Genomic DNA, 12,809 nt, shown 5'->3' on the forward strand with positions numbered 1-12,809 from the left:
GAAATGTTTTGAGTATGTCGACGTCAAGTTGCTTCCCCAAATTCGGTCGCTCCAGCAAACGCTCCTCATGTCGCTATGGATTCGGGAGAGAGAAAGATCCCCGTCCAATCCAGCAAAGCGACCGAGGTCGCAAAGATCGCGATTTTCCCCGTTGTACGTCACAACTTCTTTAGCAGACTGAATACGGCGAATGGCACGTGAAATTTCTGCTCCACGATATGCTCGGGATCGCTGACTTGAGACCGAGTAGATCCCGACAATGTCTGGGGGCTGTATCCAATACGAGTGTTGCCATTTTTATCCACCAGGACTCCGTCTAAAAGGACGTTTCACCGTGTATAGCAGCACGGGCCGTTTCTTCAATCCCTTCTAAAATCCGTGGGATCTTTTGATGAGCCATTATCGCGGCAGAAGTCCATAATTCTGCGCCTATTCCTTCGTAACTAACGATTCCATAATACGATCTGTTTCAGGGCCTTAAAAAACCGAGCGAGCTTTGATTTGCCGCTAGTATTTTTCATATTCTTGTGAATATAGCGATTAGATGCCTGTAAAGGACTCGCGCTTCGCATGCTAAAGAAGCCCCCCAGCCTGACTGGCGTCAAGAACCCGAACAGCTATTCCGTTCTTGAGCCTTGCTCTAACGGACGCGGGAATATCACCAAAGTCGTGAGAGACCAGGGTCTTGTCGCTTGCATTGTGCGCGACACAGACGTAGGTACGGTCTGGCCCTTTTGGTACTTGCCTTATGTGACGTCCAACTGATGTCGGAACAGTTTTCGGTACTATCGATACTCTATTTGACGCAGCTAGATGCGTGACAAGAATGTAGCCTAGTGAGCCAGCTCGCAAGTGACTGATGTACTCGTGCCCAATGATGCTCCTGTTTTTCGCTGGATCCATGTCGAATCCAGCGTCCACACAGAGCTTAGTTGTTGCGCGGTACAGCAACTCAACCAGATTTTGTGCGGCCTTCTGTCGCTGCTCTTGATGATTTTCAGCATGAAGCATGACATTTGTGTCGATTACGATATCGTCAAGCATTAAGGCCTATTCGTCCCCCGTCGCTTTAATCTCTTTGCGTTCGACTTTACTTGCTCTGTAGCCAAGGCTAACGACTCACGAAGGCTGTCTTCAAAAAATCCTTTAGGCCAGCGGTCTTGTTCTATCCTGCCATCAGAAAGAAGGGGGATATCTTCGATCGTCGAGATACCATCCTTTCTTTCGACAAAGTATAAAGACACCATATCTGGGGCGATACGTCCTTGTGCAATGAGCCGACGAAGTCTCAATAATAGATGCTCGCTGTGTGTTTCTACGATGACACGCCTGTCATTGTTGGCCATCTCGACAAAAAGATCGGCCAGTGTGTATTGGAGGCGGGGGTTCAGGTGGATTTCAGGTTGCTCTGCGATTGTGATGCTCTGTGAGGGGGCCGTCAGTGCCTGCACAATGAGCGGCAGAACTTGCGACGCACCGAAGCCGCAGTCGGCGATATTTATCTCACGGGAATCATTCGCATCTACAAAAGCCAATGAACAGAGCTGACCATCGGGGGTGCTTTTGACCCTCAGCTCGCGTCCGAATTCAAATTCGCGAATCCATTTATTGAGACTTGTGCGGATGTGGGGCAAACGCCTACGCAGAAGTGTCGCCATGTGCTCTCCATGCGATCCGACAGATGCCGGCATGTCATTGGAGATTTCGTAGTATCGACGAGGTCGATCTCGTAGCGGTCCAATATAGGCTAGATCTCGGAATACATCTAGTAACTCTTCGAACATGAAGCCGAGAGAGCGAAGGTACATCTGGAAAGGTTTCGAGAATCTCGCTTCTGAGGTCTTCTCTCTGCCGCCCACGAGCTGCAAGCCTCGCAGGGCGCTAGCTGGAGAAAAAAGAAAATTAACAGGCCTGCTTTTCTCAATTGCTTGGAGCTCTTTGGCATCTTTGATCTTTAGCCATTGGCTCTCAAATCGGTATTCTCCGTCTTCCCCTAGGTTCAGAGAGAATAGTTTGCGATCAAACAGATCGTTGAGCGCGAACTGGCACAGCAGCGGGTCTTCCGAATGACGTAGAGAAGAGAGCGTTGCCTCGATCGCACCTGGCGGATATGAGCCGAGTTTTCCGAGTCTCTTGGGGGGATCAGTGTGTCTGTGATATCGAAATCCGAGAGTAAGTTTCTCGGTCGTGTCGCAATTGTGAACGATGTCTCTGTATAAGCCCAGATCGATAACGGGGCCCCGCGTTACTAATGGGACAATCGCTTCACGAGAGGAGATTGTCTGGTCCATTAGAAGCAATGGGCTTGCGACACTCGTTTTACCAGCATTGTTTGGGCCAATGAATATTGTTAACGGCTTTAGAACAATCCAATTGGTGTCCTTGAAGGCTCGATAGTTCTTCCAGCGGATTTCGTAGTTAACGTGAAGACTCAATTGGGCTCCTGCTGCATGTCGATCTTAGATACCGAAAATCGGGTATCGCGAATAAGAGATAGCGTAGAAATGAACATCCTAGAACCAACATAAAGCCGACGAGGTTCGGCCTCAGCGAGACGTTCTGCACAAAATTTGTCTATCATACGGCTCCTTGGGGCGACGATTGAAGGGAGGAGCAACAGCTTACCATATTGGCGTAGAGGGCTCTATGCCTACATGTCCTCACCACTAAGCGTCTAGCTGATGCCTAGCAGACCGAAGTAAGTGTAGGAAAAAACGAAATGAAGATTGGCCAGAGTTGTTTCCTTTCGCCACGTTGCCATCCTTCGGCGGCAAGGGACGGCGCGCTTGGTGCATCTACCCGGCCCTGAGTCCGGAACGCGTTTTGCTGGCTCAGATTCCCCTTGGCCAGATCCCTTCCCTCCATCTCCTCCGCCGCTGGTTGCCCATCTTTGATCGGAGACTTCTTCGGTACTACGAGTCTGTCCGATTTCCCGTGTTCGTTCATCATCGGCTCCAGTTCTTAAAATTCCCTATGTGTCCCCGCGAGCACTGGCCGCTCTCCATGCAAGATGTGTCCCTGCGTGCCAGGGTCAGAGACCGCGCAGGACTCCTTTGGAGCTTGCGAAAGCGCTCCTCGGGATGTTGCCTTCCGCCCCGTGTCAGAGCGTCGGCGTCCTGAAGTTCGGGGTATTTCGCGGTTCAATATCCTGGCCCGTAATTCCTCCTGTCAACGCTTCGGATATGGCCTTGCGACCACGCCCGTATGACTCGGAGCCGATGCGGCTCGCTGGGCCTTCACCGTACGGCTCTTGCATCCGCTACATCTTGCCGGCGAGATGCGGTCTACATCATGTCCCTCCAATCTGGTTGCTACTGCGTTGAAGAGCACGATGCTTACGCATCGGGTTGGCGCTACGATACAACACCTCTTCCAGATCCCGAAACTCACAGCATTAAAAACAAATAGCGCGCCCTTGCCTTTGCTGAGAGGATGGTTGGCATGAGCATCGCAAGGTACAAGGCACGTAAACGGCGGGGGCGGGTCTTTGTGTTGGCTGCGGCAAGAATCCTTGTGAGTGTCTGATGTCGTACGGAATAGCACCACAATCCGGTTCCGACCCCTGACCTCAGTCGTAAGAGACGGGGAGCCGTCAGAAACACATGGCGCAGTATGAGCGTCGCGATGAGCGTCGCGGAATTTCGGAAATGGATTCTCAAATCCTATAAAGATTGGTTGGCTAAAGAAAGGCAGAACGTACAGACGAGCTTTATCAGTGGCATATGCTGCGGCGACGCTGCTATTAGTGGTTGGTTCTGTTTGGGTCTCGTCTTTGACTAAAGAGTGAAAAAGGCTGCTCCTCCCGCCTGGATTGTGGTAAGTTTCTGATTCCAGTCGGCTTCTTTGGGTTCATCTATTTGTGCCTTACTCATGCCTGCGTCGTCCTGATGAGGCAGGTTCGAGCTGGAGCGGCGACGTGAGAGGTGTAAGAGAAGCGAATCAAGCTCTCAAAACTTCGATTGACACCCCATCGGGGCGCTGTTATGGTTCGCCTATGATCCCGGTCCAACAAACTGCATTCCCTCATTTGGATGCCGCCACCGTCGATCGTTGCTGTTGTTGTCGATAACAACAATCCCATAATGCCTCCGTCGAACAAAAAAATATTCTGAGAGCCTAAGCTCCCTGAACTTGCAGTGCCTTCTTCTTCCCGGGTCCTCTTGGAGGACTTTCTTGAACTGCCTGGATTCTGGTGTCTGTATACAACGCTTCGCGGCGTGGTGCTGCGTTGTCCTGTTCTCTATCGCAACCGTATCCAAAGCGCCTGCCTTGCAGGCTGTTGGTGCGGAGGATCGGAAAGATCCTACTTTATCGGTGACCCGTGACGATCGAGCCCTGGGAGTGATCCGGGATGCCTTCGCTGCGTTGTCTGCATCGCCCGCCACCAAGTTGGATGGCATCACCATTAAGGGCGTAGATGATGAAGGAACTCCGTATCGATGGAATCGAGTCGGCAAGGAAACCAGTTTGGAAATTGGAGCTGGTGCAACGAAGCAGGTCATTGAGCCGTCTCGCACTTCTGGCCCATCCCAGAGTTTCACATCGCGTGAGTCAGGCGAGCTTCAGTTTTTGCCTATGCTCGCGTTTGAGTCGCTCGGAGACGCGATCTCAAATACGGAAATCGCACTTCAATCGCTTCCCGACGTGCAAGTTGGAAGCACTTCTCAGAAGAAAATTCGGATATGCAAAGGCAAGGACCTGAGCCTTCATAATCCGAGTTGTCAAATCTGGTATTTCGATTCCATGAGTAAGCTCCCCATCGCTGTGAAGTACAGGACACAATCACACGAGTTCCATAGTGGGGGAGTAGAAATCGAAGCCCAACTGTCGTCCATTCAACGCGGCGACGTGCTTCCATTCCCTGCAATTGTCGAGCTTCGAATCGGAGAACAAAAGATCCGACGACTAAGCATTTCTGCGATCACTGTCGATTCGGCTGCGACACAGGGGCTAGGAGTGCAGAAATGAAAAATAGCTCGCTTTACTTGGCTCTGCTTTCTCTGGTTTGGTTGGGCCGCTGTTTCGGGCAAGCTGACATGTACGGAAAAGGATACGACCCGTCACAGTCCTATACTCATTTTGGAACGGACAGCGTCAATGTGTATTCGCAGAATGTGATTCTGCATGTTCCACTTTTGAGCTATGACCAGCTTGGGAAATTACCATCCATCCAACTGGTACTCACGTACAACGCTCCTCGTTGGCATATGGAATGTCTCAATACGGTTGGAGATTTGCAATGCTACTGGGGTCCGGTAGGAGTCCAGGGTGTGCTCCCCCAATTGAGTACGGATATCACTGTCGACGCCTATGACCAGGATCCGAATTTTCCGGATAGTTTTTTTTGGGGTGCCACAGCTCCCGACGGTTCACTTCACGAACTCTATGATGTTGGAGGTGGCCAGTTTCACGCCCTGGATGGCTCTGGTGCTAAATGGGTTCCATCGACAAGCACGCTCTATGACGCGAACGGAACCCGCTATATGTCGCAGGCATCACCTAATTCCTATCTGACGGAGATCCGCGACGTCTTCGGTAACAAAATGGATCAGTTTGCTGGAGGATGGAATGTTGGAGGCTGGACCGACAGCATCCAGAGAAGCATACCGGAGCCTGGAACACCGAGCCCCTTCGGAAATGCACAACCAGGCTGTCTGACAACGAACTATCCGAAATTCGGCGGCGGTACCGCCCCGTACGTGTTCTGCTATAGCACGTACAGCCTGTCCCATCCGGCATCGTACCCTCCGACACAGGGCGTCCAGTATCATCCCTATTCGGGGACGGCTGTTCTGTTGTCGAGCATTACGCTCCCAAATCAGAAGCAATGGCAATTCCAATACGACAATCTCGGTAATCTGAGTACGGTGACTTTTCCCACCGGCGGGCAAGTGAGTTATGTCTATGGAAATCCCGCAACTGACACCCCTTACACCGCGACATATGTTGAGCCTGGCATCCCCGCGACAGTTATCAAACGAACCGAGAATGCATCGCCCCAGGATTCCTCACAGGCACATACCTGGAAATACCATTCGAATTCTGATCAGTCGACCCGCGTGACGGAGCCCTCTGGCGACTATGCAGATCATTATTTCAATGCCGGGGATAACGGAGTATCGATAAGCTACAGCGACCCTTTTCCGTTCGGGTACGAATCGAAAGTGGTTCAATATGGTGCCGATGGCACGAAGCTCAAAACCACAGAAACCCAATATACGCACCTTGGGAGAAACCCGAATTTCGCCTACACCTCTGTGCTTGCTCAAGTCGGGGTTTTTCCAGCTCTAATCACTACGACTTGGCCCGATGGAGAAGTCAGCTCCCGCTGCATTGTCTATGACGTCCCGGCCGCTCAGCGTCCGTGTGGGACGAGCGTTTCTACCGTTGGTACCGGCTTGCAAACGTGGGATAACTCTAACAGTGTGTACCTGGCCATACCACTTGGACAGCCCCAAGCAGAGTTTGAATACGACTCCGGAGTAGGGGGCCCGAGTGCACTTCTGCGACAAACAAACACCACCTATATGGCATTAAGCGGACCCGGCGCCACCACATATTTCAGTAATAATATTTTGCACATTCCATACACAGTGCAGGTCCAGGATGTCAATGGAGTTCAGGCCTCGCTGGTAACGTACGGGTATGACGATAGCGCTCACCTCTCAGTAGCCGGAACATACGGCGCGGAGACTTCGGTCAAGAGGTGGATCGATCCAAACAACCCGCTTACAACAACAACAACGTGGACGTCGTTCAATGGCGATGGAACAGTGTCCGCGATCAAAGACGCGAGAGGAAATTCGAGCACATTCACGTATCAATGCTCCGGACTGCGACGTTATGAGGCAACAAACGCATTGCAGCAAAAGCATCGGTACGGCTACGACTGTAGTACCGGTCTTTTGACGAGCGAACAAGATGCAAACGACATCGCTGCCTCGCGATCTACGAGCTATTCCTACAACTCAAGCCGGGATCTGATTTCCATTTCTAACCCGGACGGTGGAAGCACCACACTTGACTACGGCAACTACGCCAATCCTCTCACCATTACCGAAACCAAAACCGCGACCCCAAGTCCATCGGTTGTCACGGTGAGAGTGTTTGACGGATTCAGACGGCTCTCGACAGAGTCTATAACGGGTGGTGCAACTGTTAGCTATACCTATGATTCCAACGGACACCTCTCTGGAGTTTCAAATCCTTATTTCTCAATCGTGACATCTACGGACGGAACTACGACATCTCTATTCGATGGTCTAGGCCGGAAGAGGCAGCAAACGCAACCGGACGGTAATGTTCTTCAGTGGAGCTACTCGGGAACTGTGACTACGTTCACTGATGAGGCAGGGAAAAAGTGGAAGAGGACCGTCGATGGATTAGGACGGCTTGTTGAAGTTATCGAAGATTCCGATGGACTGAAGTTGAAGACTCACTATCGATATGATGCCCTCGATAACCTCCTCGATGTAGACCAGTACGGGAATTCGTCGACAGTACAGTTGAAACGACGATTCCGATATGACCTGCTTTCCCGTTTGATCTGGGCGTGTAATCCAGAGGGCATTTACGCGAACAAGACATGCGACGGCACGAACTGGAGCATGGGCTACAGTTACGATGACAATGGAAACCTCAAATCGAAGTGGGATGCCCGTGGACTCGTAGTGACCTTCAGCTACGATTCACTGGATCGCTTGACCGACAAAACGTTTAATGACCAAACTCCTGGGCAGCACTTTCAATATGATGCTAATGGAGCGACGTATAACTCTATAGGACGCCTGAGCGGGATCTATACCGATGCCGATACGCGCTACTTCGGAAATGGGACGGCGCCAAGTTGCGTTCCTCAGACCTCTCCGACATCAAACTACAATTTTGCGAACGGCAACCCTGCGTACTGCACCAGCAGCGCCGAGACATATCAGTATGACGCAATGGGAAGGCAGACTTATATCGGGGCACAGTTCCCGTCTGAACGCCCCTGGACGCATCACGAGACATCTATAGGCTACGATCTGGCTGGCAACGTGATCAGCCTCACGTATCCCGATGGGCGGAAGATTACGCCGGGTTGGGATGGCGTTGGCCGTCTTCTGAGCGTGACCGACGGAGGACTGAATGGAGCCCAAGTAGGATATAGCTATTTTTCGTCTTCGAATTATTTCCCAGATGGCTCTCTGCAAGCCATGACATACGGGAGTGGTCTGACTGAAACAATTGGTAAAAACAACCGGCTCCAGGTCTCGTCGATCACTGCCGTTGGCACAACAGCAGCGGGAACGTCCACATTGATGAGCAAGCAGTATTGCTATATCTGCAATACCTCTGGAAAGAACAACGGGAATGTCGACCAAATTTCAGATCTTTTGAATAGCAGCCGAACCCAGAACTTCACTTATGACAACCTGAATCGCATCGCATCATTTACCACCGGGAACGCCAGCCAAACCTACTCGATCGATTCTTTTGGAAACCTGAGCCAAACGGGGACCATGACCTCGCAGCTCAGTTTTGATAGCAATAACCGGATCATCTCCGGCGGCTATGTATACGATCCTTCCGGTAACATCGTAAGCTTCAACAATGGTGTGACAACTTCCACCTACAACTACGACGCCGAAAGCAAAATCTTCAAGGTCAACTCCGGAAGCGGGTTTTATAGCTACGATGCCGAAGGAAAGCGGGCGCGCAAGGACGCGGACGGTACCTATACGGAATATGCGTACTTCAATGGTCAGCCGATTGCCGAAAAGCATGGGGACGGCAGTTGGAGTGATTACGTGTTTGCCAACGGCCAGAGGATTGCTCGAATCGACCCCAAGACAATGGTCACGGTGAGGTTTACAAACGATTCGTGCTCATCTTGTGGTGGGACTTCGGTAGGCGGAGGCAACCGTAATCTCTATGTAAACTCGATCACGATCAACAATACAACCTTCCTGCCTGGAGATCCGTCGGTCTCGTATCCTGCTACATCAGGGTGCAACCAGAACGGAAATAACGGTGGCATCGGAACGCTTAGCTGCAACGGAGATATGACTGCGACGAATGCCGGAGGTGGGGTAATCACGGTTAATGCCTATGGCTCGCCTGATTACAACGTCTACCCCCACATGCAGATCCTCATCAACAACATCGTCGTTGGTGAGTGGGATGTAACCGGTTCGGCCCAGAACTACTCGATTGGCGCTCCTTCAACGGTCAGTGTGAGGTTCACGAATGACTCCTGCTCCTCTTGCGGTGGGACTTCAGTGGGTGGAGGCGACCGTAATCTTTATGTGAAGTCAATCACGATCGGAAATACGACCTTCCTTCCTGGAGATTCAACCGTGTCGTATCCGGTGACGTCGGGGTGCAACCAGAACCACAATAACAATGGAATAGGATGGCTTACATGCTCTGGTGATATGGCCGTCAGAAACCCCGGAAACAGTGACGCAATCACGGTTAATGCCTATGGCTCGCCCGATTACAGCATTTACCCACACATGCAAGTTCTCGTTAACAACGTAGTGGTCGGTGAGTGGGATGTGACTGGTTCCGCTCAGAATTATTCTGTTGGCACGACTTCTATGGTAGCAGTGAGGTTCACGAATGATTCCTGCTCGTCTTGCGGTGGGACTTCTGTGGGTGGAGGCGACCGTAACCTCTACGTGAACTCCATTACGATCGGCAACAAGGTGTTCCTTCCTGGCGATTCCGCCATATCGTATCCGGTGACGTCGGGGTGCAACCAGAACCACAATAACAATGGAATAGGATGGCTCACGTGCTCTGGTGATATGGCCGCATTAAGCGGCGCAGACGGTGAGGCAATCACGGTCAACGCTTATGGTTCACCTGATTACAATGTCTATCCACACATGCAACTTCTGATAAACAATGTGGTGGTTGGCCAATGGGATGTGACGGCTTCAGCTCAGAACTACTCCATCAGTGCTGTTCCGCCGGTTCACTACTACATCACAGACCACCTTGGAACGACCTCCCTTGTCCTGAGCACATCGAATGTAATCGAGAGCGATTCCAGCTACTATCCATTCGGCACAGAGATGCCAGCGGTTGCGGGCGATTCGAATCACTACAAGTTCACCGGCAAAGAACGAGACCAGGAATCAGGGCTCGACTACTTCGGAGCAAGATACATGAGCAATACGGTGGGGCGATTCATGTCGCCAGATCCGTCTATGGACAGCGTGGCTCTTCGCAATCCACAATCATGGAACCGCTACAGCTACACGCTTAACAATCCGTTGAAATATATCGATCCCACCGGAATGTGCTGGGTTGCGGCACCATCGGGTGTGGGAACTTACGATTGGATGAACACTCCCACAATTGGCCAGACTTGTGTGAATGCAGTTGCGACATCTAGTGGTAGTACGCTTACGATGTATGGATCCAACGGTGCAACCGACATTACCAAGCTAGATGGTAACGAGCATGGCATGATCGACTTGCAAGACATCAGTGCGCAACACGACGCAATTATTGATGTCAAAGTTGGCGACTACACCTACGTCAATGCCCAAACAGGGGCGAATCTCTTCAATTTTTTGCAAGACTACCAATCCAACTACTCAGATGCTCCTAACCTCTACATAACCGAGGCTGGAGCATGGGACGGGTCCTCCGTTCCCGGTCATCAGTCACATAAAGATGGGATGCAGATCGACTTGCGTTATGTGGACGATGCGGGCAAACCTGTTCAAGGGAAGACAGCCTACGACTCCGCCAATTCGGACCGCATGTGGGATCTCATGCGAATGTCAAAAGCGGCAGGGCTGACCCAAATCTATGCAGGAGACGAGACCAAGTGGGGAGACTTTGCGCACCGACCATCGACAAGCCCTCATGAGGATCATTGGCACATATCAATTCCGAATCCGAAGCCACCAAAGAAATGAGAATACCAATGCGAAACACCTCTTGTCTGATCATGTTTTTATGCCTGTCATTATCGATGAGGTCGCAAGAACGTACTATGGCGATTGACGAATACAACGTTCCAAAAGAGGTGGAAGCATGTATTAAATCAGTTGGAGGGGTGACCATCCGGGGAAGTATTAATCCGTTCTATCTCAGTGGCGATTTTGATGGCGATGGAAATCTTGACTTCGCTGTTCAAGTACAGCGGGCTTCAAACAATGGACTTTTAATGTGTCTGAGTACTCGGCATCCGATTCTACTCGGAGCCGGATCTTCAGTGTTGTGGCCATCATCGACACCATGGCGATTCGATGCATGGTCCATAATTCCTAAGAACAGTCCATCTATTTCTCACCCGCCGGGTATTCATCGAGATACGATCCTGCTCGAAGTCAAAGAGTCGGCAAGCGGACTTCTTTATTGGAACGGGAAGAATTTCGCATGGAAGCAGCTGTCGGATTGAGATCTGCTCAGTCGGCAATGAACGGGGCACAGAAAGCGGCTTAGATTACTTCGGCGCTCGCTACATGAGCAGTACGATGGGACGCTTTATGTCGCCAGACCGGAGCGACGATCCCGACGGCGTTACCTATGGGGAGTTTGAGAATCCTCAGAGCCTAAATCTCTACAGCTATGTGCGGAACAATCCGCTCTCGAATACCGATCCTGATGGGCATGGTTGTGTGGCCTCTTCCAGCACGCCCGCGTTCAGCCTTTTCTGGATGAGACGCACCACGCGCCGGTCCGCTATCGATGCTGGAGGAACCGGACCAGCCACTCGTTTCTTGAGTACCTCCACCGCCGCTCTCTGGACAAGCTTCCATGCAAGATGTGTCCCTGCGTGCCAGGGTCAGAGACCGCGCAGGACTCCTTTGGAGCTTGCGAAAGCGCTCCTCGGGATGTTGCCTTCCGCCCCGTGTCAGAGCGTCGGCGTCCTGAAGTTCGGGGTATTTCGCGGTTCAATATCCTGGCCCGTAATTCCTCCTGTCAACGCTTCGGATATGGCCTTGCGACCACGCCTGTATGACTCGGAGCCGATGCGGCTCGCTGGGCCTTCACCGTACGGCTCTTGCATCCGCTACATCTTGCCGGCGAGATGCGGTCTACATCATGTTCCTCCAATCTGGTTGCTACTGCGTTGAAGAGCACGATGCTTACGCATCGGGTTGGCGCTACGACACGTCACCCCCAATTGGGATCTGCGAGAATCCTGCGCGGCAGTCTTTCTGTTTACGCCGGTAAACAGCTTTAGAATCTGTTGCGTTCCGCTCTGCACGGAATGGTTCCGCTTTGATGGGAGCGCTTGAGGGCGCTCTGCGTAAACGCAGAATCTGCATCGGCGTAAACACGTTGATTTCGCAGAAGCTTCAGTCGTTTTGGTGAAATCGGCCGATTGACGTGTCGCACGGACAGGGGCAAGCTGTTTCTAAGGCGAGGTTCACCGATGAGCACACTCGTCAACGGCACACCGACTGCTTCCAGCGCGCCTGAAGCCGCGCAGGAAAAACCTGGCTTCCGCACCAAAACCATCGCCACACGGATCACTCCTGAGGAGTTGCGGGAGGTCGAAGCGGCTGCCGAAAAGAGCGGCAAAACGCTCGCGGTGTGGCTGCGCGAACTTGCCCTGAACGCCGCGCGGGAGAGGCCTGCAGACCCTGCGGAGCTGCTGCTTTCCGAGGTCATGGCGCTCCGGTACATCCTCCTAAATCTCTTCCATGCGTCGGCCACGGCCCAGGCTGAAGGCAAGTATCTGCTGCCGGAATCTGTCGTCAAAATCCGCGATAAGGCAGAGGCCCGGAAGCTGGCCGACGCGCGCAAACTGCTCACCGACTTCCTTGCCGGGAAGGATGAAACCGGAGGACAGAAGTGAG

General features: G+C 52.0%; 6 protein-coding genes. 5 read left to right on the top strand and 1 reads right to left on the bottom strand.

Translation table 11 applies throughout. The features are described 5' to 3' along the window. Positions 1-1,043: 1,043 nt before the first annotated feature. The gene (locus OHL21_RS16530) at positions 1,044-2,435 is read right to left on the bottom strand and encodes an AAA family ATPase (RefSeq protein WP_263418392.1); all 1,392 of its coding nucleotides are present in this window, start codon (positions 2,433-2,435) and stop codon (positions 1,044-1,046) included. Between the two features lie 1,738 nt (positions 2,436-4,173). On the opposite strand from OHL21_RS16530, the gene OHL21_RS16535 reads away from it, so the two are divergent. The 5 genes from OHL21_RS16535 (at position 4,174) to OHL21_RS16550 (ending at position 12,808) form a co-directional block, all read left to right on the top strand. Further along, complete coding sequence (locus tag OHL21_RS16535) at positions 4,174-4,968, top strand: hypothetical protein (protein ID WP_263418393.1); 795 nt, start codon at positions 4,174-4,176, stop codon at positions 4,966-4,968. Then, the gene (locus OHL21_RS16540) at positions 4,965-10,916 is read left to right on the top strand and encodes a carbohydrate-binding domain-containing protein (RefSeq protein WP_263418394.1); all 5,952 of its coding nucleotides are present in this window, start codon (positions 4,965-4,967) and stop codon (positions 10,914-10,916) included. Before OHL21_RS16535 ends, OHL21_RS16540 begins: the two co-directional genes overlap by 4 nt. A 77-nt stretch (positions 10,917-10,993) precedes the next feature. Next, positions 10,994-11,401 (top strand): hypothetical protein, encoded by a 408-nt coding sequence (locus tag OHL21_RS16545; RefSeq protein ID WP_263418395.1) that lies wholly within the window; start codon positions 10,994-10,996, stop codon positions 11,399-11,401. Position 11,402: 1 nt separating this feature from the next. Beyond that, positions 11,403-12,080: an RHS repeat-associated core domain-containing protein gene (locus tag OHL21_RS24535; protein WP_399258945.1), complete on the top strand. Its 678-nt coding sequence runs from the start codon at positions 11,403-11,405 to the stop codon at positions 12,078-12,080. Between the two features lie 302 nt (positions 12,081-12,382). Further along, on the top strand, positions 12,383-12,808 hold the full coding sequence (locus OHL21_RS16550; RefSeq protein WP_263418396.1) for a plasmid mobilization protein: 426 nt from the start codon (positions 12,383-12,385) through the stop codon (positions 12,806-12,808). Position 12,809: the final 1 nt, after the last annotated feature.

It is taken from the genome of Terriglobus albidus (assembly GCF_025685425.1).
GTDB classification, from domain to species: Bacteria; Acidobacteriota; Terriglobia; order Terriglobales; family Acidobacteriaceae; genus Terriglobus; species Terriglobus albidus.

Coding starts and splice junctions, on each gene's coding strand:
- OHL21_RS16540 (WP_263418394.1), top strand. CDS start 4,965: ATGAAAAATAGCTCGCTTTACTTGGCTCTGCTTTCTCTGGTTTGGTTG.
- OHL21_RS16545 (WP_263418395.1), top strand. CDS start 10,994: ATGGCGATTGACGAATACAACGTTCCAAAAGAGGTGGAAGCATGTATT.
- OHL21_RS16550 (WP_263418396.1), top strand. CDS start 12,383: ATGAGCACACTCGTCAACGGCACACCGACTGCTTCCAGCGCGCCTGAA.